This window comes from Vannielia sp. SX4 (assembly GCF_052828525.1).
Map to the genome: position 1 here is coordinate 3883891 of NZ_CM128247.1, position 22872 is coordinate 3906762.

At 65.6% G+C, this 22872-nt stretch carries 27 protein-coding genes; 18 read left to right on the forward strand and 9 right to left on the reverse strand.

The genetic code is table 11. The features are described from left to right. The first annotated feature begins 130 nt into the window (after nucleotides 1-130). Both ACUXVX_RS19205 and ACUXVX_RS19210 read left to right on the forward strand, forming a co-directional pair. Nucleotides 131-874 (forward strand): GntR family transcriptional regulator, encoded by a 744-nt coding sequence (locus ACUXVX_RS19205; protein ID WP_446309548.1) that lies wholly within the window; start codon nucleotides 131-133, stop codon nucleotides 872-874. 115 nt (nucleotides 875-989) lie between these two features. Further along, nucleotides 990-1430 (forward strand): cupredoxin domain-containing protein, encoded by a 441-nt coding sequence (locus ACUXVX_RS19210; protein WP_446309549.1) that lies wholly within the window; start codon nucleotides 990-992, stop codon nucleotides 1428-1430. Nucleotides 1431-1506: 76 nt separating this feature from the next. Here the strand turns inward: ACUXVX_RS19210 and ACUXVX_RS19215 are convergent, their stop codons facing one another. Together ACUXVX_RS19215 and ACUXVX_RS19220 are read right to left on the reverse strand one after the other, a co-directional pair. Continuing rightward, nucleotides 1507-2175, reverse strand: a complete 669-nt coding sequence (locus ACUXVX_RS19215) for an SOS response-associated peptidase (RefSeq protein WP_446309550.1) — start codon at nucleotides 2173-2175, stop codon at nucleotides 1507-1509. Between the two features lie 4 nt (nucleotides 2176-2179). Continuing rightward, the gene (locus ACUXVX_RS19220) at nucleotides 2180-2482 is read right to left on the reverse strand and encodes a DnaJ family domain-containing protein (protein ID WP_446309551.1); all 303 of its coding nucleotides are present in this window, start codon (nucleotides 2480-2482) and stop codon (nucleotides 2180-2182) included. A gap of 101 nt (nucleotides 2483-2583) precedes the next feature. On the opposite strand from ACUXVX_RS19220, the gene ACUXVX_RS19225 reads away from it, so the two are divergent. Both ACUXVX_RS19225 and ACUXVX_RS19230 read left to right on the forward strand, forming a co-directional pair. Further along, the gene (locus ACUXVX_RS19225) at nucleotides 2584-3693 is read left to right on the forward strand and encodes a glycine cleavage system protein T (RefSeq protein WP_446309552.1); all 1110 of its coding nucleotides are present in this window, start codon (nucleotides 2584-2586) and stop codon (nucleotides 3691-3693) included. A 36-nt stretch (nucleotides 3694-3729) separates the two neighbouring features. Next, the gene (locus ACUXVX_RS19230) at nucleotides 3730-3993 is read left to right on the forward strand and encodes a hypothetical protein (protein ID WP_222472076.1); all 264 of its coding nucleotides are present in this window, start codon (nucleotides 3730-3732) and stop codon (nucleotides 3991-3993) included. Between the two features lie 3 nt (nucleotides 3994-3996). Here ACUXVX_RS19230 and ACUXVX_RS19235 read toward each other — a convergent pair whose 3' ends face one another. Then, nucleotides 3997-4464 (reverse strand): GFA family protein, encoded by a 468-nt coding sequence (locus ACUXVX_RS19235; protein WP_446309553.1) that lies wholly within the window; start codon nucleotides 4462-4464, stop codon nucleotides 3997-3999. A gap of 463 nt (nucleotides 4465-4927) precedes the next feature. Next, nucleotides 4928-6496 (reverse strand): bifunctional metallophosphatase/5'-nucleotidase, encoded by a 1569-nt coding sequence (locus ACUXVX_RS19240; RefSeq protein ID WP_446309554.1) that lies wholly within the window; start codon nucleotides 6494-6496, stop codon nucleotides 4928-4930. 222 nt (nucleotides 6497-6718) lie between these two features. Here ACUXVX_RS19240 and ACUXVX_RS19245 point away from each other — a divergent pair, with 222 nt between their 5' ends. From ACUXVX_RS19245 to arsC, 3 genes are read left to right on the forward strand one after another with little or no spacing between them, the layout of a single operon-like run. Next, nucleotides 6719-7057 carry a DUF952 domain-containing protein gene (locus ACUXVX_RS19245; RefSeq protein WP_446309555.1) on the forward strand — a complete coding sequence of 113 codons (339 nt, stop codon included), beginning with the start codon at nucleotides 6719-6721 and terminating at the stop codon, nucleotides 7055-7057. Next, complete coding sequence (locus ACUXVX_RS19250) at nucleotides 7054-8112, forward strand: quinone-dependent dihydroorotate dehydrogenase (protein ID WP_446309556.1); 1059 nt, start codon at nucleotides 7054-7056, stop codon at nucleotides 8110-8112. Before ACUXVX_RS19245 ends, ACUXVX_RS19250 begins: the two co-directional genes overlap by 4 nt. Next, nucleotides 8109-8453 (forward strand): arsenate reductase (glutaredoxin), encoded by a 345-nt coding sequence (arsC, locus tag ACUXVX_RS19255; RefSeq protein WP_446309557.1) that lies wholly within the window; start codon nucleotides 8109-8111, stop codon nucleotides 8451-8453. The genes ACUXVX_RS19250 and arsC overlap by 4 nt, the downstream gene beginning before the upstream one ends. 36 nt (nucleotides 8454-8489) lie before the next feature. On the opposite strand, the gene ACUXVX_RS19260 is transcribed toward arsC, so the two are convergent. Genes ACUXVX_RS19260 through ACUXVX_RS19270 form a run of 3 tightly spaced genes read right to left on the reverse strand, consistent with a single transcriptional unit; the run spans nucleotide 8490 to nucleotide 10820 of the window. Beyond that, nucleotides 8490-9833 carry an MATE family efflux transporter gene (locus ACUXVX_RS19260; RefSeq protein ID WP_446309558.1) on the reverse strand — a complete coding sequence of 448 codons (1344 nt, stop codon included), beginning with the start codon at nucleotides 9831-9833 and terminating at the stop codon, nucleotides 8490-8492. Further along, nucleotides 9811-10335: a PaaI family thioesterase gene (locus tag ACUXVX_RS19265; RefSeq protein ID WP_222496505.1), complete on the reverse strand. Its 525-nt coding sequence runs from the start codon at nucleotides 10333-10335 to the stop codon at nucleotides 9811-9813. Before ACUXVX_RS19265 ends, ACUXVX_RS19260 begins: the two co-directional genes overlap by 23 nt. After that, nucleotides 10332-10820: a PaaI family thioesterase gene (locus ACUXVX_RS19270; protein WP_222472068.1), complete on the reverse strand. Its 489-nt coding sequence runs from the start codon at nucleotides 10818-10820 to the stop codon at nucleotides 10332-10334. The genes ACUXVX_RS19265 and ACUXVX_RS19270 overlap by 4 nt, the downstream gene beginning before the upstream one ends. A 138-nt stretch (nucleotides 10821-10958) precedes the next feature. On the opposite strand from ACUXVX_RS19270, the gene ACUXVX_RS19275 reads away from it, so the two are divergent. The 11 genes from ACUXVX_RS19275 to ACUXVX_RS19325 all read left to right on the forward strand — a co-directional run bounded on the left by ACUXVX_RS19275 (nucleotide 10959) and on the right by ACUXVX_RS19325 (nucleotide 21048). After that, nucleotides 10959-11339 (forward strand): MerR family transcriptional regulator, encoded by a 381-nt coding sequence (locus tag ACUXVX_RS19275; RefSeq protein WP_222472067.1) that lies wholly within the window; start codon nucleotides 10959-10961, stop codon nucleotides 11337-11339. A gap of 271 nt (nucleotides 11340-11610) precedes the next feature. Further along, nucleotides 11611-12009 (forward strand): MerR family transcriptional regulator, encoded by a 399-nt coding sequence (locus ACUXVX_RS19280; RefSeq protein WP_222496506.1) that lies wholly within the window; start codon nucleotides 11611-11613, stop codon nucleotides 12007-12009. A gap of 25 nt (nucleotides 12010-12034) precedes the next feature. Then, entirely contained in the window at nucleotides 12035-13813 is a 1779-nt protein-coding gene (locus tag ACUXVX_RS19285) for an acyl-CoA dehydrogenase C-terminal domain-containing protein (protein WP_446309559.1), read from the forward strand. 56 nt (nucleotides 13814-13869) lie between these two features. Next, nucleotides 13870-14082 (forward strand): hypothetical protein, encoded by a 213-nt coding sequence (locus ACUXVX_RS19290; RefSeq protein ID WP_222472064.1) that lies wholly within the window; start codon nucleotides 13870-13872, stop codon nucleotides 14080-14082. After that, nucleotides 14082-14735: a hypothetical protein gene (locus ACUXVX_RS19295; RefSeq protein ID WP_446309560.1), complete on the forward strand. Its 654-nt coding sequence runs from the start codon at nucleotides 14082-14084 to the stop codon at nucleotides 14733-14735. The genes ACUXVX_RS19290 and ACUXVX_RS19295 overlap by 1 nt, the downstream gene beginning before the upstream one ends. Before the next feature lie 181 nt (nucleotides 14736-14916). Then, nucleotides 14917-15543 (forward strand): glutathione S-transferase family protein, encoded by a 627-nt coding sequence (locus tag ACUXVX_RS19300; protein WP_446309561.1) that lies wholly within the window; start codon nucleotides 14917-14919, stop codon nucleotides 15541-15543. 4 nt (nucleotides 15544-15547) lie between these two features. After that, a complete protein-coding gene (locus ACUXVX_RS19305; protein ID WP_446309562.1) occupies nucleotides 15548-16219 on the forward strand; it encodes a hypothetical protein in 672 nt (223 codons plus the stop codon). After that, nucleotides 16216-17427: an acetyl-CoA C-acetyltransferase gene (locus tag ACUXVX_RS19310; RefSeq protein ID WP_446309563.1), complete on the forward strand. Its 1212-nt coding sequence runs from the start codon at nucleotides 16216-16218 to the stop codon at nucleotides 17425-17427. The genes ACUXVX_RS19305 and ACUXVX_RS19310 overlap by 4 nt, the downstream gene beginning before the upstream one ends. 9 nt (nucleotides 17428-17436) lie before the next feature. Beyond that, nucleotides 17437-17904, forward strand: a complete 468-nt coding sequence (locus tag ACUXVX_RS19315) for a hypothetical protein (RefSeq protein ID WP_222496512.1) — start codon at nucleotides 17437-17439, stop codon at nucleotides 17902-17904. Next, a complete protein-coding gene (locus ACUXVX_RS19320; RefSeq protein ID WP_446309564.1) occupies nucleotides 17895-18827 on the forward strand; it encodes a cupin domain-containing protein in 933 nt (310 codons plus the stop codon). Before ACUXVX_RS19315 ends, ACUXVX_RS19320 begins: the two co-directional genes overlap by 10 nt. A 19-nt stretch (nucleotides 18828-18846) precedes the next feature. After that, complete coding sequence (locus ACUXVX_RS19325) at nucleotides 18847-21048, forward strand: 3-hydroxyacyl-CoA dehydrogenase NAD-binding domain-containing protein (protein ID WP_446309565.1); 2202 nt, start codon at nucleotides 18847-18849, stop codon at nucleotides 21046-21048. A 218-nt stretch (nucleotides 21049-21266) separates the two neighbouring features. On the opposite strand, the gene ACUXVX_RS19330 is transcribed toward ACUXVX_RS19325, so the two are convergent. Both ACUXVX_RS19330 and ACUXVX_RS19335 read right to left on the reverse strand, forming a co-directional pair. Beyond that, entirely contained in the window at nucleotides 21267-21962 is a 696-nt protein-coding gene (locus ACUXVX_RS19330) for a Hint domain-containing protein (protein ID WP_446309566.1), read from the reverse strand. A 200-nt stretch (nucleotides 21963-22162) separates the two neighbouring features. After that, complete coding sequence (locus ACUXVX_RS19335; RefSeq protein WP_446309567.1) at nucleotides 22163-22819, reverse strand: sulfotransferase family 2 domain-containing protein; 657 nt, start codon at nucleotides 22817-22819, stop codon at nucleotides 22163-22165. Between the last annotated feature and the right edge of the window lie 53 nt (nucleotides 22820-22872).

The window sequence follows — 22872 nt, forward strand, 5'->3', positions numbered from 1 at the left end:
GCCCCTCCGACTCGCCCGAATTGCCTCAAACTGTATACCGTTGTGGCGATAATACCAGAAAAATGTGATTACCACTTGGGAAATGCCCCTTAACAGTATACCGTTCAGGTGGAAACGGGGGAGAACTCCAATGCCAGACGGCAACAAGCCCAGAACGATCGACCACGCCACGCGCGACCTGCGAGACCGTATTCTCTCAGGCGCCCTGCCCAGTGGAATGCACCTTTCGGAGACGGCAGCCGCCGAGATGCTGGGCATGTCGCGCACGCCCACTCGTGAAGCGATGGCCCTGCTGGTCGAAGAAGGACTGCTGGAGCGCAGCGCCTCGGGCCGCTGCACGGTGCGCGCCCTCACCCGAGCCGATGTGGCCGATGCCATCGAGCTGCGCGGCGTGCTCGAGGGCATGGCCCTGCGGCTGGCGGCAGAGCGCGGCCCGGATCCCGATGCGCTGGCAGAGGCAGAGGCCAGCGTAGAGGCCATCGAAGAGGTCATCACCCCAGGCGCACAGGCGCTCGACTTCGAGCGCTACGCCACGCTGAACGCCCGCTTTCACGCCGCGCTCGCCCGCCTGCCCGGCTCGCCGCTGATGGAGCGTGAGCTGCTGCGCGCCCACCGCCAGCCCCTCGCCTCGCCCTCCGCCTTTCTAGGCTCGCAGGCGGCGCAACTGGCCTTTCGCCGCTCGCTGATCATCGCCCAGAGCCAGCACCGCGCGATGCTGGCCGCCGTCACCGCCCGCGAGGGCAGCCGCGCCGAGGCCCTCGGCCGCGAGCACGCCCGGCTGGCGCGGCAGAACTTTGAAGACGCGCTCAGCCTCGATACCGGCGCCGATGGGCACGGAATCCCAGGCCTCGCCCTCGTCTGTGCTGAAAATTAACCCAAAAATGTCACGGTTTTCGCCCCCGCGCGGCCATGGTTTGGCCCGATTTCAGAGGCAGAAACGGGTGTGATACCCCCGGGTTGGGGCCCATTCGCAGTTCAAGGAGGCTCCGATGCTGCGCAAAACCGTGACTTACGCCGCCCTCGCCGCGGCGCTCTCCGCCGGTTCCGCCGCCACGGCGGAGGTCCATGAAGTGACCATCTTCGACAACGACCTGATGCCGCCGGTGGTCTATGCAGAACCCGGTGACTACGTTCAGTTCACCAACGATGACGAAGGCTCGCATGTCGTCTGGTCGCAGGATGAAACCTGGTCCACCGGCCCGATCCCCGCTGGCGTGGCCGTGGTCTTCATGGTCCACGAGTGGATGAGCCTCGAGTACAAGCTCGATGAAGACCAGTTCGAGGACTACTCCGAGGGCGAAGGCGACGACCCGTTCGACGGTGTGATCGAAGAAGGCATCGACATTGCCGACACCAACGCAAACGGCGAGTTCGACGAGGGCGAGATCTACTTCGAAGCCGCCGAGAACAACGGCAACAGCAACAACTGATCGCCGCCTAGCGTGCAAGACAATGCAGGGCCGCCTCCCCCGGAGCGCGGCCCTTGTGCCGTGGCACACGCATTGCTCAGAGCGGCTCCACCAGCGCCTCTCCGGTGGCGCGGTTCGAGTTGACCTTCGGATCGACCCGCCACATGCGCACCACGCCCTCGTCCGGCGGCTGCATCAGCGCGGCGGCCCCCTTGCCCTCTTCGCCCAGCCATTTGGCCCAGTCGTCCGGCTCCAGGATCACCGGCGTGCGGTGATGAATCTCTGCCATCTCGTGGGTCGCGGCGCAGGTCACGATGGCGCAGGTCGGCCCGTCCACCTTGTCCTCCCCCTCGAGCGACCAATCCTGCCAGATCGCGGCAAAGGCCATCGGCGCACCGTCGGTGCGGGTGATGTACCAGGGCAGGCGATTGCCCTCGGCGTCCTTCGTCCATTCGTAGAACCCGCTCGCCGGGACAATGCAGCGACGCTCACGGCATGCCGCCCTGAAGGCGGGCTTCTCGGCTACCGTCTCGGCGCGCGCATTGATCAGCAGCGGCCCGTCCGTGGGGCTCTTGTACCAATGCGGGATGAACCCCCAGCGCATTGGCCTCAACCGCCGTGCCCCCTCGCCGCTCACCACCGTCGCCACCGGCGTGGTGGGGCAAACGTTGAAGCGCGGCACCTCCGGCAGGTCATTGCCCGGCAGCGCCCCGAAGAGCTGCGCCATCGCGTCATCCGGCAGGGTGATAGCGAAGCGCCCGCACATGGGCCTAACCCCGGCGGCGGGCGATCTCGATCTTCGCCTCTGTTAAAGACATTTCCTTCACGATCTCGGCCCGCCGGGTGCGGTCGCCGGTCTCGCGCAGTTCTTCCCGCAGCCGAGCCAGCTCGCGCGAAAGCGAGACGAATTCAGGCACCCCGCCATTCTCCTTCAGGATTCGGTTCATCACCGCGTTCTCCGGGTCGTCGCAGGCAGGCAGCGGCTTGCCCGCGCCCGGCAGATCATCAAACTGCCCCTCCGCTTCTGCGGCGCGTATCTTGGCGGTGATGAGGTCGATCAACGCGTGGTCCATGCGCCCAATCTAGCCCTTTGCGCCCGGCGGAAAAGCCCCGGCTTGCAGCCAACCCGCGCCCGGGGCTATCCCCGCCGAAACCGCCCAGCAGGACGCCCGCCATGCCCTATGCCCTCCACATCGGCCCCAACATCCGCAAATCCCCCTATTTCGAGGCCACGGTGGCCGACGGGGTACAAGGCTTCTCGGTCTACAACCACATGTTCATCCCCGGCCACTTCGGCGACCCCGAGGCCGAGTACGAACGGCTGCTCAACGGCGTGGCGATGTGGGATGTCGCCGCCCAGCGGCAGGTAGAGCTAAAAGGCCCGGATGCCGCCCGCCTCGCCCAGCGCCTCACCCCGCGGGATCTCGACGGCATGAAGGTCGGCCGCGGTCGCTACGTGCCGATCTGCGACCATCACGGCTGGCTCATCAACGACCCTGTGCTGCTCAAACTGGCCGAAGATCACTTCTGGCTCTCCGTCGCCGACAGCGACATGCACCTCTGGGCGCTGGCCGTCGCCCGCGAGAGTGGCATGGATGTGCAGGTCTCCGAGCCCGATGTCTCCCCGCTCGCCATTCAGGGGCCGAAGGCGATGGATGTGGCGGAGGCCCTACTGGGCGGCTGGGTTCGCGAGTTGCCCTTCTTCGGCTTCCGCGAGGTGGAGCTGGAGGGCATCCCGCTCGTCGTCGCCCGCTCTGGCTGGTCCAAGCAGGGCGGAGTCGAGCTTTACCTGCGGGACGGCAGCAAAGGCGTCGAACTGTGGCAACGGGTCAAGGCAGCAGGCCAGCCTTTTGGGATCGGCCCGGGCGCGCCGAATGACACAGAGCGCCTGGAGAGCGGTCTCATCTCCTACGGGGCCGACATGCGACGCCAGTGCCAGCCCGCCAACCCCTTCGAGATGGGCTTCGGCGCGATGGTGAACCTTGATGCGGGCCATGACTTCATCGGCCGCGCGGCGCTGGAGCGGATCAAGGCAGAGGGCTGGACCCGCGAGCGGCGCATGCTGGAGATTGAGGGCGCGCCGGTGGAGGGCAATGCCCATCCCCTGCCTCTGCTGCTGGATGGCGCCGAGGTCGGCACGCTCTTCGAGATGGCGCATTCCCGACGTCTCGAGATCAACATCGCCCACGGCATGCTACCCCGCGACCTGCCCGAGGGTGCCACCGTCACCGTCACCCTGCCCGATGGCCCTCGCCGCGTTGTGCCCCGCCCGACCTCTGGCTAAGTTCGCGCCAAGCAGCACAGGATCAGCGCCAGCCCCATGCCCATCGTCATCTCCGCCCTCGTCGTCATTGGCCTCTTCATCTGGTGGAACTGGGGCCGCAACCGGGCGCGGGCCGAACTGAGCAACAGGCTCGACCCGCTCGCCAACCGCGTTTTCCGCCGCCGCAAATGCCGCTGGTCACCCGTGGGCGGCTCCGGCGCGTTGAAGGAGTTCCGCTGCGAGACCTGCGGCGTCACCGCATATTCGCAATCGGCGCGCGGCCCGGCGGAGTGCAAGAAGGGCCTGCGCGGCGGCCTCTGAGCCTCACATCCGGTGCGCCAGTGCCCTGTCGCGCCGTTCCAGCGCCCAATCGGGCCAATGCTCCGATCGGCGATAGAACTCCTTCATCACCGGCACGCCTTCGGGGATCACCACCCAAGACAGTTTTGTTTCGGTGAATATGTGAATGTCGGGCGGCACCTGTGCAGCCTCCTCCAGCGTGCCGACCCGGACAAAGGCAATCAGCTCGCCTGCGCCAGAGTAATGGCTCCAGAGCGCCACCTTGCAGCGCGGGCAGCGATGGATGATCTGCCCTCTGCCACTGGCCGACGGTGTCACAACCGCTTCAGGCGCGCCGTGATGCACCTCCACGCAGGCGCCCTCGATCATCGCGTTCAGCACAAAGGCCGAGCCTGTTTCGCGCTGGCACCATGTGCAGTGGCAGCAATGGGTAAACAGCGGCTTGTCAGTCAGCCGATAGCGGATTTCTCCGCAGGTGCAGCGCCCTTCCATGCAGTCCTCCTCGCTCGGTGCGTTAACGTCCTCGGCGTGAGCGTTAACTTTTGAGCCTACTTTGTTAACTACTTCGTTGCGAATTGGCGTCACACCGCCGATGACGGGGGTGAGTTGACCTAACGTCTTGCAATGCGACCCGCCTGCGCGCACCCTTGGGTTGAGTTAGGTCAAGTCGTGGGTTTTTAACATGTTTTATTGGGTTCTCGGGTCTTTGTGTTTCTGCACCGTGCTCTATTTCGCACTGCTCCGCCGACGCCACAGCGGTGGACCAAAATCTACCCCAGAAATCATCCGCCGCCGTCCCTGACTTCGCCACTCGCGCGTGAAGGCAAATGCCGCAGCCTGCTCTGTGGTGTCTCGCGCAGTGGAATGCTGCACGCGCCCAAACCAAACACATACCTCTACCTCCCCAACCAAAAAGGGCGCCCCGAAGAGCGCCCTTTCCGTAGCCTGAACCGGCTTACTTCTTGGTGATCCGCCCATCGGTGTAGGGCGTGTAGGGCGCGTTCTCGGCGATGTACTCGGCGGTCACATCGGCAAGGTCCGGCCCGAAGTCATACGCGTTCTCGGCATCCACGAACATCTTGTAGCCGTCGCCGCCATTGCGGACGTAGTTGTTGGACACGAGGCCATAGGTCTTTTCGGCGTCGAGCGGCAGCCACTCCTCACCTTCCTGCACCATCACGTCCGACACGCGGCTGCCCGGCTCGGCGGCGGCATCGAAGGCGAACTTCAGGCCGGCAACCTGCGGGAAGCGGCCCGCTCCCTCTTCAACCTGGCTCACGCCATTCTCAAGAGCGTCTTTAACCACGGCCCCGGAGACCTGGAAGGTCGAGAGCGTGTTCTGGAACGGCAGCACTGTAAGCACTTCGCCCATAGTCACCTCGCCCGCGTCGATCGAGGCGCGCAGACCGCCCGAGTTGGCGATGGCGATGGAGATACCCTGATCCTTCACCCGGTCGAGCATCGCGTCGGCCACGAGATTGCCCATCGAGCATTCTTCGGCCCGGCAAACGTCGCGGTTGCCCTCGATAGCTTCGGCAGCCTCGGCCACCACGCGGTTGCGGATTTCTTCCAGCGGCTGGGCGGCCTCGGCGATGCGTTCCTTGGTGGCCTCGTCCTCGACCACTTCGCCGCTCATCACGATGGGCGCACCCACTGCCTTGGTCACGACACCGTCGTCATCGAAGGTCACATTCAGCTCGCCAAGGAACTTGCCGTAGGCATAGGCCTGCACGATCTGCACGCCGTTCACCACGGTCGGATATGGGCCTTCGGCGCCATCCATCTTGCCCAGCAGGGTGTTGGAGTGGCCGCCCACGATCACGTCAACACCCGTGGTGCCCTCGGCCACTTTCTGGTCGATCACGTAGCCCGAGTGCGAGAGAACGATGATCTTGTTCACGCCCTCTTCGGTCAGCTTGTCGACCTCGCCCTGCACGGCATCCACCGGCGCGGTGAAGATCACGTTGGGGCCGGGAGAGGCCAGCTCATCGGTGTCCTGTGGGGTAAGGCCGATGAGGCCAATCTTCTCGCCACCCTGCTCGATCACCGTGCTCTTCATGATCGCATCGGCCAGCAGCGGCTCGCCCGACACATCGGCGTTCGACATCAGAACCGGAAACTCGACCGCGTCGATGAAGCCCGCAAGCACCTCGGGGCCATCGTCGAACTCGTGGTTGCCCACGGTCATCGCCGTGTAGCCCATCTGGTTCATCATCTCGGCAGCGAGCTTGCCCTTGTAATAGGTGTAAAAGAGCGTGCCCTGAAACTGGTCACCGCCATCCACGAGGATCCAGTTGTTGGACCGCGCCTTGGCATCCTGCATCGCTGTCATCAGGCGGGCGGAACCACCAAAGCACTCACCGGCATCGTTGTCTTCCACCGAGCACGGGCCGTCGTACTTGGAGATCGGCTCGAAGCGCGCGTGAAAGTCGTTGGTGTGGAGAATGGTCAGCGAATACTCGGCAGAGGCAGCCCCGGCTGTCAGCGCCAGCGCGGCCACGGAGGAGAGGATCTTGGAGGACATTTTTGATTAGCTCCCGGTTGGATTATTGCCCGATGTTGGCCCCCCGCACCCCGAGAGTCAAAGGGGGAACGCTGCGTCTTTCCTCACCTCTCCGGGCATCTGGCAAAGACCGGACCTGTCGCGCCAGCCCATGCCCCTAGGTCACCCCTCATGCCTCCGCTCGCTCCCATGCTACCCGCGGCTCTGCTTGACCCTCGCCGCGTTCCGGGGCATCCCCGACCCATGCTGATCTACAAGATCTTTCGCCGCCCCGAGTGGGACGCCTTCCGCGCTGCCGGCCTGACGGATGGTGCCCCCGTCGATGTGGCCGATGGTTTCATCCACTTTTCCACCTCCGCGCAGGTTGTGGAGACCGCCGCTAAGCATTTCTCCGAAGAGTCGGACCTCGTGCTGGTCTCCTTCGACCCCGATGCGCTCGGCGATGCCCTCAAGTGGGAGCCCTCCCGCGGCGGCGCGCTCTTTCCGCACCTCTACCGGCGGCTCGCGCTCTCCGAGGTGGTCTGGGACAAGTCCCTGCCGCTTGGGCAGGCAGGCCATATCTTCCCCGAAGGCGTGCTGTGAGCCTGATCGAGCAACTGGGCCTGACCGCGCTCCGCAGGCTGGACCCGGAGCGCGCTCACGGCCTCGCTCTCAAGGCCCTGCACAGCCCCTTCGCCCCCCTGCCCGGCCCAGTTACGTCGCCCCGGCTTGCCATCGAATTGGCGGGCCTTGCCCTGCCCAACCCGGTTGGGCTGGCAGCGGGGTTTGACAAGAACGGCACCGCGATGCACCCGCTCGCCCGCGCAGGCTTCGGCTTCATCGAGCTGGGTGCGATCACGCCCCGCCCGCAGCCCGGCAACCCGAAGCCCCGCCTGTTCCGGCTCAACAAGGATCGGGCCGCGATCAACCGCTTCGGCTTCAACAACGAGGGGATGGAGGCTATGGCCGCCCGGCTCGAGGCCCGGCCACAAGGCTTCCCCATCGGCCTCAACCTCGGCGCCAACAAGGACAGCGCAGACCGCGCCGCCGATTTTGCCACCGTGCTCAGCCGCTGCGGCGCACATCTCGATTTCGCCACCGTCAACGTGAGCAGCCCCAACACCGAAAAGCTGCGCGACCTGCAAGGCGCCGACGCGCTCACCGCCTTGCTGAACGGCGTCATCGCCGCCCGCAACGCGCTGGAGCGGCCGATTCCGGTGTTCCTCAAGATTGCCCCCGATCTGGAGGCGCAGGAGATCGAGGATATTGCCCTCGTCGCCCGCAGCACCGGGGTTGATGCGATCATCGCCACCAACACCACGCTCAGCCGCGACGGGTTGCACAGCCCCCATGCGGGCGAAACCGGCGGCCTCTCCGGCGCGCCTCTCTTCGAAAAATCCACCCGCGTGCTGGCCCGCCTCTCCCGCGCCACCGAGGGGCAGATCCCGCTCATCGGCGTCGGCGGCATCAGCACTGCCGAAGAGGCCTTCACCAAGATCACCGCCGGGGCCTCCGCCGTGCAACTCTACACCGCGATGGTCTACCACGGCATCAGCCTCGCCGCCCGCATCGCCCGTGGCCTCGACGATATCCTTGCCGCGCGCGGCTACACTCATATCTCTCAGGCCATCGGCACCGACAGAGAGGCATGGCTATGAGCAACCCCGTCATCTGGCACAACCCGCGCTGCTCCAAGTCGCGCGAAACCCTGAAACTGCTGGAAAACAAGGGCTACACCCCCGAGGTGCGGCTCTACTTGCAAAACCCGCCCGATGCCGAAGAGCTGGAGCGCGCCGCCGCCGAGCTGGGCGTGGGTCCGCTCGCCATGATCCGCCGCAAGGAGGAGCCTGCCAAGGCGCTCTCGGACGACACGCCGCAGGATATGCTCTTCGCCGCCATGGCCGCCGACCCGATCATCATCGAGCGCCCGATCGTGTTCTTCAACGGCAAGGCCGCCATCGGCCGCCCGCCAGAAAACGTGCTGTCGATCCTCACCTGAGGCGATCCGCACAGAGCCGGGCGCGACGCAGCTCCCCTACCCCGCCGCCTCCCGCTCCAGCGCCGGGTAGCGCCACCCCATGAACACGCCGCGCGCCGCAAAGCTCACCAGCAGCGCCGCCCAGACCCCGTGGTTGCCCATCAGCGGGATCAGCACGGCCACCGCCGCGCCGTAGCAGAGCAGCGACAGGAACATCAGGTTGCGCATGTCGCGGCTCCGGGTCGCGCCGATGTAGATGCCATCGAGCATCCATGCCGCTGCGCCCACGAACGGCGCCAGCACCATCCACCCCAAATGCGCCCGCGCTGCCTCCCGCACCCCCGGCGCGTTGGTCATCACATCGATGATCCACGGCCCCAACGCCAGAAAGGCCAACCCCAGCACCACGCCGGTTCCTCCACCCCAGAGGCTCGTCATCACCGCCCCGCGCCGCACCGCTGCCGAGCTTCTGCGCCCATAGGCCTGCCCGATGAAGACCTCCGCCGCAAAGGCAAAACCGTCGAGCGCGTAGGAGGTGATGTAGAGGAATTGCAGCAGGATCTGGTTCGCCGCCAGCTTCACGTCGCCAAAGCGGGCACCGAGAAAGAGGAAGGAGACGAAGATCACGTTCAGCATCAACGTCCGCAGCAGGATGTTCGTGTTGACGGTGGCCATGTGCAGCAGTCGGACCCGGTCGAACACCAGCGCGCGGTCTTTCCAATAACCGCCTGCAAAGGCATCGCGGCAGAGCCACAGGCCCAGCCCGGCGCCCGACCATTCGGCGACGAAGGTGGCCAGCGCCACCCCTTCCACGCCCCATCCGAAGCCCAGCACGAAAAGGAAGTCGAGCGCGATGTTGGTCAGGTTCATCCAGAGCTGGATCACCAGCACACCGCGCGTGCGCTCCTTTGCAATGAGCCAGCCTGTCAGGCCGTACACCGCAATCGCCCCCGGCGCCGACCAGACCCGAATGGCCATGTAGCTCCGCGCGGCCTCCTCCACCTCCGGGCTGGCAGGCGAGAGCGCGAAGCCGCCCTCGAAAAGCGGGTATTGCAGCACGATCAGCAGCGCCCCGCCCGCCGCCGCGATGAGCAGTGCGCGTACCAGCAGGGCCGCAACCTCCGCCGCATCGCCCGCCCCCTCGGCCTGGCTCGTCAGCCCCACCGTGCCCATCCTCAGGAAGCCGAAGGCCCAGTAGATCGCCGTCAGGATGATCGCCCCGATCCCAACCGCGCCAATCGGCACCGGGTCGCCGAGCTGGCCGACCACGCCGGTGTCCACCGCGCCGAGGATCGGCACCGTGGCGTTGGAGATCACGATCGGAACCGCGATATGCAGAATGCGCCGGTGAGTGACGGGCTTGCCCGCCGCAACCGCCTCAGCCGCCGCTTGGGTCGTCATCTTGCTTTGGCTGCGGCATCAAGAAATGGCCGGTGGCTTGAGCAAAGGGGCGGTTCACGTTGTCCTGCCACGCCTCGACGTGAACAGAGGCATAGCGCCGCCCGGAGCGGTTGACCCTTGCACGGGCGTAGGCATCGCGCGGCAGGCCCGCGCGCAGGTAATCGACTGAGAAGTCGATGGTCTTCGGCAGGCGCGGGCGGCCCTCGGCGGCAAAGCGCTCCGGGTCGAACGGCCCGCCTTCGATCTGGCCCCAAAGCTCCTGCCATGCGAGCTGCACCACCGCCGCCACTTCCAAAAAGCCCGCCGTCGCCCCGCCGTGGAGCGCGGGCAGCATCGGGTTGCCGATCAGCTTTTGGTCATAGGGCAGCACGGCGGTCAGTTCATCGCCCTTGCGGTCGAACCGGATACCAAGGAACTGAACAAAGTTGATGCCGCCCACCAGCGCGTTCAGCGCCGTGTCTCGCCGCTCCTTGATCACCTGCACGGGTTCCGGCGTTTTCATTGGCCCAGCTCCTTCTGACGGGTTGCCAGCGCCTGCATCGCCGCCTGCATCTCCTCCGGCGTGCGCGGAGCACGCATGTGGCCATAGGTAAAGGCCCCCGCCGCCGTGGCGACCGGCTTGCTCTCATCTTCGTCCCACGCGGTCGTGCGCACGAACACCACCGTGCGGGTGATATGGTAGCACTCCGCCGAGGCCCGAACCCGCTGTCCCGGCGTGGCGGCGCGCATATAATCGATGCGAAGGTCGAGCGTGGCCGTGCCCAGCCCCTTCGGCAGCGTCATCACCGCCGTGCCGCTGGTGGTATCCATCAGCGCTGAGATCGCACCCCCGTGCAGCACTTCCCCATCGCCCGCCAATGCCTCTGCATAGGGCATCGAAATGCTCACCCGCCCCTCCGAAACCTCGTCGGCCCGCATCCCGAGCGCCTTCGAATAGGGCAAGGCGTCAATGAATGACTGCACCCAGTCCACGCTGAAATCGCTCATCGGGGTCCTTCCTATCCTTCTGGTCAGCCCACTATCCTTCTGCGCCCGGCCGCCCGCAACCCTGCGCGATTGATAAGCGCCTGCCTCTGATTTAGGCTAGGCCCGAGTTGGGGAAATCAAGCCGGGGAGCCATCGCCCATGGCCGAAGACAAGGCCGAGCAGCGGCTGAGTTTCAAGGAAATGTGCGCGCGTTTCGACGTGACGCCTCGCACGCTGCGTTATTACGAGTACATCGAACTTCTCGATCCCGAGAAGAAGGGTCGGTCGCGTTTTTACGGCCCGCGCGAGATAGCGCGGATGACCCTCATCCTGCGCGGCCGCCGGTTCGGCTTCTCGCTGGAGAACATCCGCCAGTGGCTGGAGATGTACGAAAGCGACGGCAGCCGCCCCCAGCTCGAGATCTGGATCGAGCGCGCAGACCTGCAGTTGGCCGAGCTGGAGAAACAGCGGGCCGAGCTCGACTCGACCATCGCGGAACTGCGCCAATTGCGCGACGATACCGAAGCCTCGCTCTCCTGAAAGGCGAGTGAGCGACCTCTCGCCGGACCTCGAAATAATTATCACGATAAATAGTTTTTAAAGCGCTTTGGGTGGTCTCCAAAGCGGTTTGGCGGCGAGAAGAGTTGCGCATGACCCCGGGTAAGCTTTCCGAATATTTTACCCAACGGAAAATGACGTAGCGTTCCAACTGCGTCAGCGCACGCGATGCTTGTATGGTCCGGCGCAACTTATCATGTCCCCCGCACGTTCAAGAAAAGACACACTTGGGCAGCCATTCGGAGGGCAAGAAATGATGGAGAAATATTTGACCATCCGCGAGATGTGTGACGCGTTCAATGTGACGGCACGCACCCTGCGGTTCTACGAGGCCAAGGAGCTTCTGTTCCCGGTGCGCGAAGGCCAGAAACGGCTCTTCACCAAGCGCGATCAGGCACGACTGAAGCTCATCCTGCGCGGCAAACGGTTCGGGTTCTCGCTCGAAGACATCCGCCAACTGCTTGACCTCTACGACATGGAAAACGGCGAGCACCGGCAGCTTGAAGCCTCGGTGCAGATGGCCGAGCAGCGCGTGGAAGAGATGGAAGAGCAGCGCGCAGAGCTCGCAACCGCCATCACAGAGCTGAAAGCCCAGATCGACTGGGGCAAGGGCACGCTCGCCGACAACGGAATGAAACAAGCGGCCGAATAATCCGGCCGGCAACGGGAGGAAACAGATGCCCACGTACACCGCGCCCACCAAGGACATGCAATTCATTCTGCACGATGTCCTCAAGGTCTCGCAGTCCGATATTCCCGGCTACAGCGAACTTGAAGCCGATTTCACCGGCGCGGTACTGGAGGAGGCGGGCAAGCTCGCCTCCGAGGTTCTGGCTCCTCTCAATCCCGTGGGCGACCAGCAGGGCTGTACGCTTGAAAACGGCGTTGTCCGCACCCCGGAGGGCTTCAAGGCAGCCTTCGACCAGATGAAAGAAGGCGGCTGGACCGGCCTCGACCTGCCTGAGGAATTTGGCGGCCAGAACATGCCCTACCTGATGGGCACCGCCGTGGGCGAGATGTTCTCTGCCTCCAACCAGTCGTTCACCATGTACCAGGGCCTCACTCACGGAGCCGCCTCGGCGATCCTCGCGCATGGTACGGATGACCAGAAGGCCAAGTGGCTGCCCAAGATGGTGAGCTGCGAGTGGACCGGCACGATGAACCTCACCGAGCCCCACTGCGGCACCGACCTCGGCCTGCTGCGCACCAAGGCCGAGCCGCAGGGCGACGGCAGCTACAAGATTTCCGGCCAGAAGATCTTCATCTCCGCCGGTGAGCACGACATGGCCGACAACATCGTCCACCTCGTGCTGGCCAAAATCCCCGGCGGCCCCGAGGGCGTAAAGGGCATCTCGCTCTTCATCGTCCCCAAGTTCCTCGTCGATGACGAAGGCAACATGGGCGCGCGCAACGGCGTCAGCTGCGGCAAGCTCGAAGAGAAGATGGGCATCCACGGCAATGCCACCTGCGTCATGAACTACGACGAGGCGGAGGGCTACCTGCTCGGCACCGAGCACAAGGGCATGCGGGCGATGTTCACGATGATGAACGAGGCCCGCCTCGGCGTCGGCATGCAAGGCCTCGCCCAGGCCGCCATCGCCTACGAGAACAGCCTCGCCTACGCCAAGGACCGACTGCAGGGCCGTGACGTGACCGGCGTCAAAAACCCCGACGGTCCCGCCGATCCGCTGATCGTCCACCCCGACATCCGCCGCAACCTGCTCGACCAGAAGAGTTTCGTCGAGGGCGGCCGGGCCTTCCTGATGTGGGGCGCGCAGCTGATCGACAAGAGCCACCGCGGCGGCGACGAGGCGGCCGAAGGGCTGATCTCGCTGCTCACCCCGGTGCTGAAGGGCTTCCTGACCGATCAGGGCTTCGACATGGCGGTGCAGGCCCAGCAGGTTTATGGCGGGCACGGCTACATCGAGGAATGGGGCATGTCGCAATACGTCCGCGACGCCCGGATCACCCAGATCTACGAAGGCGCCAACGGCGTGCAGGCGCTCGATCTCGTCGGCCGCAAGCTGGCTCAGGACGGCGGCAAGCACGTCATGGGCTTCTTCGAGCTGGTGAAGGGTTTCCTCAAGGAGAACGAGGGCAACGAAGAGCTGAAAAAAGGCTTCCTCGACCCGCTCAAGCAGGCCTCCAAGGATCTTCAGGCCGCCGGCATGTTCTTCATGCAGAACGGCATGAAGAACCCCAACGCGGCGCTCGCCGGCAGCTACGACTTCATGCACCTCTTCGGTCACACCTGCCTCGGGCTGGTCTGGTCGATGATGGCCAAGGCTTCGCTTGAGGCGCTCGAGTCGGGCACCTCCGACCCGGACTTCCACAAGACCAAGCTGGCCACCGGGCGCTACTACATGGCCCGCCGCCTGCCCGCGACCGCGATGCACCTCAAGCGTATCGAAAGCGGCGCCGAGCCGGTGATGGACCTCGCGGCTGAGGCCTTCTAGGCTGGGATCAACGGGCGGGGGCCTCACCCCGCCCACCCCAACCCTGAAGGATGGCAATGGCCCACAAGCTCCGCCTGACCCGCAAACACCAGATCACCCTCACCGAGACGGCCCACCGCAATCTCAAGCGGTTCTGCGATGAAACCGGCCTCTCCGCCGATCACGCCCTGACCTTTCTGTTCGAGAACGCCAGCTCGGTGCTGCACGAAGAAACGCTGCCGCACCGCCTCCGCGCCTTCAAGGCGGAGCTGGCCGCGCAGGAAATCTGATGCGCCGCGCGCTTGCCCTCTGGCTAGCGCTCTTCCCGGTCGCCGCTGCCGCGCAGGCGATCACCGACACCCCGCGCATGCTCGAGGCTGCCGCCGGTCTCTCCGGCTACGCAGACCTCCAGCCAGAGCGCTTCGGCACTCCGGCGGCCCCACATCCCAACGAAATGGGCGCTGTCCTCCTCCTGCGCATGTTCCGCAACACCTGCCTCGCCTCCGAGGCCGGCGCCCCTGTTGAGGATGTCCTTCCGCCCGGCTTTGCCGCTTACGACTCAGGCCCCTACCTCTTCGGCACACCCGACAGGTCCACCGGCACCACCTATCTCTCCGCCACCGGCGATGTGGTCCGCGACGAAGAAGAGGGGCACCCCTCCATCGCCCTCAGTGGAAGCTGCCGGGTAGAGTGGCGCCTCCCCGCCCCGATAGGCGAGGAACCCGCACGCAGGCTGCGCTACATCCTCGCGGAGCACTTCCCCTACGTCTTCGCCCTCACCCGCGCCTCGCGCCCCGAGGTCACGAGCCCTCCCGGCATCAGCACCTTCATCGAATGGGATCGCCCCTGCGGCGGCCAGTGGTGCCCGACCTCGCTGATCTTCGACCCGAAATCCGGCCTCATCATCCTCACAACCCGGCTCAACCGCAGCCCGCGGCCCTGACCGGACCAAAACAACGTGACGTCGCCCTTGCCGCGCACGTCAACTCGTGGCGTGATGCGGCCCAAGCGGAGGAGCGCGGCGCGGGTTGGCATGAAACCACCCTGCCCATTTTCTTGCTCTAAATATCTCCGGGGGTGTGGGGGCTGGCCCCCACTCCAACCGCAGCCAAGGGAGCCGACACATGACACTCAAACTCCATTGCTTCGGAGAGTCCGGCAACGCCTACAAGGCGGCCCTGGCGCTTGAACTGGCGGGTCTCGAGTGGGAGCCGGTCTATGTCGATTTCTTCAACGGCGAATCCCGCAGCCCCGAGTTTCGTGCGCTCAACGAGATGGGCGAGGTGCCCGTGCTGGTCGATGGCGACGAGACCATCACACAGTCCGGTGCGATCCTGTTCCACATCGCCGAGAAGACCGGCAAATTCCTCGATGCCCCCCACGCTGAAATTCTCCGCTGGATCCTCTGGGACTGCCAGAAGGGCTCCGGCCAGCAAGGCCCGCTGCGCTTTCTGATGAACTTCCTGCCCGAAGAGAAGCGCCCGCAGGAGGCCATCGCCTTCGTCTCCGGTCGCACTCAGGCCGCGCTGAAAACGCTCGAGGTACATCTGACGGGCCGCGACTGGGTCGCCGGCGAGGCGCTCACCATCGCCGACCTCGCCTGCTGCGGCTACCTCTTCTACCCTGAACCCTTCGGCTTCACTCGCGCCGACTTCCCCGCTATCGACGCCTGGCTCACCCGCATCAGCGAGCAGCCCGGCTGGAAACACCCCTACGACCTGATGCCCGGCTCCCCGGCGGACCGCGCCTGAACCGATGACGCCGACCATCACCCTCCTTGAGCGCGATCTTGCGCAGGCCCCGCCGGACTACGGCCCGTTTCGCCGCCATGACGCGATCACGGTGCTGGCCGACAGCGCGGTCAACCTGATGCAGCACGGCGGCTTCGGGCTGACCGACCTGCCGGAGCCGCTGCGGCTGGCGGTGGTGTTCTCCGGCTTCTACGAGGCCGCCCTCGGGTCCTTCGACACGCCCAGCGCCTTCGGCCATGCGCCGGACGGGCTGGATGCTGGCATTGCCGACGTGGCCCTCGTTGCCATCGCCACCGGCTGGGACGCGCTGAACGCTGAGTTGGTGGCAACCCGCGAGGCGCTGACCGCCGTTCCGGCAGATATGCTTGAGGCCCATCTGACCTGGGGCCATCAGAGCCAGGAAGAGCACGAGCGCCTGCTCGCCCTGCTGGTCACCAACTACCAGCCAGTGGTCGAGGTCGACGTGGCCGAGGGCTACCCCATGCGCCGCGCCGCCGCCCGCTGGTTCTTGACCCAGCTCGACCCCGCAACCTGCAACGACACGACCGCCCTTCCGCCCCTGCCCGGCACCATCGAGGCCGCCCGCAAGCGGATCGGCGCAACCCACTCTGTTCCGACCCAAATTCAATGGCGCGCGTCCATAAACGCCTGGCGCCGAAAATGGAGACCGCAATGACCGAAGCCTATATCTACGACGCCGTTCGCACTCCGCGTGGCAAGGGCCGCAAGGACGGCTCGCTGCACGAAGTCACCGCCATGACCCTCTCGGCGGGCGTGCTGAACGCCCTCAAAGAGCGCAACGGCCTCGAGGGCCACGCGGTGGAAGACGTGATCTGGGGCAACGCGACCCAAGTGAAAGAGCAGGGCGGCTGCCTTGCGCGCACCGCCGTTCTGGCCTCCGATCTCGACGAGCGCATCCCCGGCCTCTCGATCAACCGCTTCTGCGCCTCCGGCCTCGAGGCCGTGAACCTCGCCGCGAACCAGGTGAAGGGCGGCGCGGGCGCGGGCTACATCGCCGGTGGTGTCGAGTGCATGAGCCGCGTGCCCATGGGCTCCGACGGCGCCGCCGTGGCCGTCGATCCCTCCGTCGCGATGAAGCACTATTTCGTCCCTCAGGGTATTTCTGCCGATATCATCGCCACCGAATACGGCTTCACCCGCGATCAGGCAGATGCCCTGGCCGTCGAAAGCCAGGACCGGGCCGCCGCTGCCTGGGAGGCCGACCGCTTCTCCAAATCCATCGTGCCGGTGACCGATCAGAACGGCCTCACCATCCTCGACCGCGATGAATACATGCGCCCCGGCACCGACATGCAGGCGCTCGGTGCGCTCAACCCGTCCTTCAAGGACATGGGCGAGGTCATGCCCGGCTTCGACAAGATCGCGCTGATGAAATACCCGCACCTCGAGCGGATCAACCACATCCACCACGCCGGCAACTCCTCTGGCATCGTCGATGGCTCGGCGGGCGTGCTGATCGGCTCCAAGGAGTTCGGCGAAGCTCACGGGCTGAAAGCCCGCGCCCGCATCCGCGCCACCGCCAAGATCGGCACCGACCCCACGATCATGCTCACCGGCCCCGTGCCAGTGACCGAGAAGATCATGGCCGACAACGGCATGAACGTGTCCGATATCGACCTCTTCGAGGTCAACGAGGCCTTCGCCTCCGTGGTGCTGCGCTTCATGCAGGCCTTCGATGTCGACCCGGCCCTCGTCAACCCCAACGGCGGCTCCATCGCCATGGGCCACCCGCTGGGCGCCACCGGCGCGATCATCCTCGGCACCCTACTCGATGAGTTGGAGCGGCAAGACAAAGAGCTCGGCCTCGCCACCCTCTGCGTCGCCTCCGGCATGGGCGCGGCCACCATCATCGAGCGCGTCTGAGGCCGACCCTTGGACGCCTCCGGCAACATAGGCAGCGACGAAGAGGCCCGCGCCATCAGCCAGCATCTGCTGGACGTGACCGGCGCGGCCTACCGCGATCGCGATTACGCGGCCTTCGCGCCCCACTTCGTCGTGCCAGGCGATGTGCACAGCTTCGGTGGTCTGCGGCTGGTGAAGGATCTGGCCGACCTGCACGATCTCTTCACCGAGGTCATGGCCTATTTCGACCAGATCGGCCTGACCGCGCTGGAGCGTGACTGCATCGCCGCCGAGTTCGACGGGCCCGACAGGGTCAAGGCCACCCACGTCACCCGAATGATGTGCGGCAGCAGCCTGCTCTCCAGCCCCTTCCCGGCCTTCTCGCTGCTGCGCCGGATCGAGGGCCGCTGGATGATCGCCTCAAGCCAATACGCCACGGACGACGAGCGCCTCGCCAAGGCCCTCACGCGCAGCTGGGAGGAGCGGCCATGCCGGTAATCCCGCACGACAGCGTCCGCCGCGACAACGGCACCCCCGAGGCCATCGCCAGCCACGGAGCCTATGAGGCGCGGCTCTACTCCGATACCGGCGGCCTGACCCAGTTCGGCGCCTTCGTCGAAGAGTTGCAGCCCGGCTCCCGCTCCTCGAACCGCCATTGGCACGAAGAGCAGGACGAGTTCCTGTGGATGCTCACTGGCGAGGCCACGCTCCACGAGAACCGCGGCAGCAGCACGCTGCGCCCCGGCGACACGGTGGCCTGGCCCAAGGGCGTCGCCAACGCCCATTGCATCGAAAACGCGAGCGACGCGCCCTGCAGCTACCTGATCGTCGGCAAACGCGGCGGGGATGACGTTGTGCACTACCCCGACCACGGCGAGAAAAAGCTGATCCCCGCTTCGGGCGACCGGCAGATGCTGCCTGACGATGTCTCGGCCCCCGCCGACCTGCCCAGCGCCCTGCTCGACCCTGCCGCCGCGCCGGTCAAGACCGGCTCGATCTACCCCGAACCTTACAACGCTATGGTCGGCGGCCGCTCCTCGCTGCGGCTTGGCCAGCACGGTGGGCTCACCCAGTTCGGCGCCAACCTCGTCACCCTCCAACCCAGTGCGCTCGCCTCGCTGCGGCATTGGCACGAGAACGAGGACGAGTTCCTGATCGTCACCGAGGGCCACTTCGTGCTGGTCGACGACCACGGCGCGCATCCGATGGCGCCCGGCGATGTCGCCACCTTCCCGGCGGGCGAGGCCAACGGCCACCACATGACCAACCGGAGCGACGCCCCCGCGACGTTCCTCGTGATCGGTACCAAGGCCCCCTCCGAGGTGGCCCACTACTCCGATCACGACTTCCGCATCGAAATCGAAGGCGGCGAGATCCGCTTCACCTACAGAGACGGCAGCCCGTGGGACGGGCCCCGCTGAGCCGAAAGGGAGAAAACCCATGACCCAATTCACCAAAAGCATCGACGCCGACGGCGTGGCCACCCTCACTTGGGACACGCCCGGCAAATCCATGAACGTGATGAACATGGAGGGCTTTCAGGAGCTCGACGCGCTGATCGACGATGTGCTGGCCGATGACGCCGTGAAAGGCGTGATCCTGACCTCCGGCAAGGAGGGCAGCTTTGCCGGCGGCATGGACCTGAACATCATCGCCAAGATGAAGGAGAGCGCCGGCGACAACCCCGCCAAGGGCCTCTTCGACGGCATCATGGCAACCCACAAGATCCTACGCAAACTCGAGCGCGGCGGGATGGACGACAAGAACAAGGGCGGAAAGCCCATCGTCGCCGCCCTCCCCGGCACCGCGCTCGGCATCGGCCTGGAGATCCCGCTCGCCTGCCACTACATCATCGCCGCCGACAACCCGAAGGCAAAGATCGGCCTGCCCGAGATCATGGTCGGCATCTTCCCCGGCATGGGCGGCACCACCCGCCTGTCGTGGAAACTCGGCGCCATGGGGGCCTCGCCCCTGCTGCTCGAGGGCAAGCTGAACGATCCGAAGAAGGCCAAATCGGCCGGTGTGGTCGATGAGGTCGTTGCCCCCGAAGAGCTTCTGACCCGCGCCAAGGAGTGGGTTCTCTCTGAGCCCAAGATCGTAAAGCCCTGGGACGAGAAGGGCTACAAGATCCCCGGCGGCACCCCCTACCACCCGGCTGGCTTCATGACCTTCGTCGGCGCCTCCGCCATGGTCAACGGCAACACCAAGGGCGTCTACCCGGCGGCCAAGGCGCTGCTGTCCTCCGTCTACGAGGGAATGCAGGTGCCCTTCGACACCGCCCTCAAGATCGAGGCCCGCTGGTTCACCAATGTCCTGATGAATCCCTCCTCCTCCGCCATGATCCGCTCACTCTTCATCAACAAGGAGGCGCTCGAAAAAGGCGCCAACCGGCCTGACGTGGCCGATGAGAAGGTGAGCAAGGTCGGCGTGATCGGCGCGGGCATGATGGGCGCAGGCATCGCGCTGGTCTCGGCGCAGGCAGGCATCGAGGTGGTGCTGATCGACCAGAAACAGGAGGCCGCCGACAAGGGTAAGGCCTACTCCGAAAGCTATCTCGACAAGGGCATCGCCCGCAAAAAGACGACGCCGGAAAAGAAGCAAGAGGTGCTGGCCCGGATCACCGCCACCACCGATTACGCGGCGCTTTCGGGATGCGACCTGATCGTCGAGGCGGTGTTCGAAGACGTAGGCGTCAAGGCCGCCGTCACCAAGGAAGTGCTCGCCGCCGTCGGCCCCGATTGCATCTTCGCCACCAACACCTCCACCCTGCCGATCACCGAACTGGCGAAGGCCTCGGACAACCCCGAGCAGTTCATCGGCATCCACTTCTTCTCGCCGGTCGAAAAGATGATGCTGGTGGAGATCATCAAGGGCCAGCAAACCGGCAGCCGCGCCGTCGCCAAGGCGCTCGACTACGTCCGCCAGATCCGCAAGACGCCGATCGTTGTCAACGACGCCCGCTTCTTCTACGCCAACCGCTGCATCATCCCCTACATTAACGAGGGGATCCGCATGGTGAAGGAGGGCGTGGAGCCCGCGCTGGTGGAGAACGCCGCCAAGCTGGTCGGCATGCCGCTCGGCCCGCTGCAACTGGTCGATGAAACCTCCATCGACCTCGGGGTGAAGATCGCCAAGGCCACCAAGGCCGCGATGGGCGATGCCTACCCCGATGGCGCGGTCGACGAGGTGCTGTTCTGGATGGCCGACGAGGGCCGCCTTGGCCGCAAATCGAACGCGGGCTTCTACAGCTACGACGACAAGGGCAAGCGCGGCCTGCTCTGGGACGGTCTTGAAGCCAAGTATCCGGTCGCCGATGAGCAGCCCGACCTCAGCGAAGTCCAGCACCGCCTGCTCTTCGCCCAAGTGCTCGAGGCCGTCCGCGCGCTGGAAGAGGGCGTGCTGGAGGACATCCGCGAGGGCGACGTGGGCGCCATCCTCGGCTGGGGCTTCGCGCCCTGGTCCGGTGGGCCGTTCTCCTGGCTCGACATCCTCGGCGCCGAACGCGCCGTGGAGCTCACCGAGTCCCTCACCGCCGCCCACGGCGACCGCTTCGCCACCCCGGCCCTGCTGCGCGAGATCGCAGCCTCCGGGGGCACCTTCTACGACCGTTTCGGCACCGGTGCAGACGCAAAGGCCGCCTGATATCCGGTGAGTGCCAAACCACCGAACCGACACATAAAAAACCCCGGCGGACTTCTGTCTCGCCGGGGTTTTCCGTTCAGAGGCCCATACCCTGGAGGTGGGATGGAAACGCCTGTCGGGGCGGGCCTTGTCTGTCGCGTTCTGTCGGGAGCAAGGCGCGCCCCCGACGTGGCGTGGTCAGTGGCGCGCCGCTTCCGGCCCGCCGTTGTCTCAATCCGTCAGGCGGCCAGCCGCCCGGCCCGCGCCGCCGCGGCGGGCACACCGCGGGCAGCCTGCTCGGCCACCATGCAGCTCGCCAGCAGCCGGGCGTCATCGAGTGACAGCACCTGATAGGCGCTGCTCGCCGTGCCGTTGAACTCTTCGCTCAGCAGGGCGGCCATGCCGATCGGCTCGCCTGCCGCGCCGGTCGGGCAGAAGATCAGCGCCGAGCCTTCCACAAAGATCACCTGATCCTCGTCGAAGCTGATCGAGATCACCTCGATCTCGGTCGCCGGGCAAACGCGCTCCACACCGGGCATGTCGATGAGGGCCATCGCCGGGATGAGGGCAAACGGGTCGTCATACATGTCTTCGGCGGCATCGCTCTCGATCACCACGGTCTCTTCGGGCATCAGCACCAGATCGCGGCGGTTGCCAACCAGCCCAGCAGGCACCCGGATCGGCCACATCGCACGCGGGCACTCGGCCTCGCCGTTCCACAGGCGGGCGCGGCTCAACCCGGTGATCCGCTGCATGCCGCCATCGAAGGTCATCACCTCGTCGCCCAGCATCAGGGCCTCGACCGGGCGCCAGCCCATCGAGGTCGCCACCAGCGTGCCCGCCACGATCCCGTGGCCCGCGCCGCGCGCATCGCGGCGGCGGTCGCCTGCGGGCCGCGCGCCAGCGATACTCAGATCATTCGTTTTCCATCCCATGAACATTTTGCACCATCCCCTCATTGCGGAACCAAATCGGCAGCTGCGGTTCCGGTAGCAGCAAGGACAGTCAGAGTGATTCCCTAGCCCTCATTCAGTCCGGAAACGGGCCAGAATGCGGCAGTGTTTCGGCACGGGCGACAATTCGGCAGGCGTCTAAAAATTGAATCGGATGCACGAAGCAATTTACCAAAATCCGGTCATTCGCCCTCGAAGCGGTAGCCGAAACGGGCAATGTCGCGGGCGGCGATGCGTGCCACATCGGCCTTGCTTTGTTTACTATAAACGCCGCGCCAGTCCGCCTCGCGGGCCCTCCGGTTCACATGCGGCAGTGGCGTGAGCGCGAAGCCGAGATGCGCCTCAAGCGGGGCGATATCCTGCTCCAGATGTTCCAGCCGGATGAACAATTGGCAATGCTCCGCGCTGGAGGGCAGGCGCACATAGCTGCCATAATCTGCCGCGCCGAGGCTGGCCTGCGTGTGCCCGTGCGCCACGAATTCGTCAAATCTCAGTTGATGCGCCAGGGTCACGGCGGGGTGGTCAAAGCTCTGCGCCCGGAGCCAGTGATAATAGCTCACCATCCGGGCCCAGGGGTTGCGGACGAGGGTGAACACGAAGAGCCGTTTCATCTCCTCTTCTTCCACCAGCCCCGGCAAATCTACGAGCCGCGAGTGCTTCCACAGCCGCCCCGCCGTCTGCGTATCTTTCACACGCCGCCGCCTTTTCAGCGCCTTCGGCGTGTCGCCCAGCATCACGTCATCCGCCATCGCCCGCGCCTCCAGCGCCAGCGCCATCGAGGTGCCCCCGGTCTTGGGAATGTGGATGAAGAGGTAGCCGCGCCCGCGTGAGAGGATCATGGCGCGACACTATCTCCGCCCCCCGGCCCCGGCAATTTCTTGATCCCTGTCGC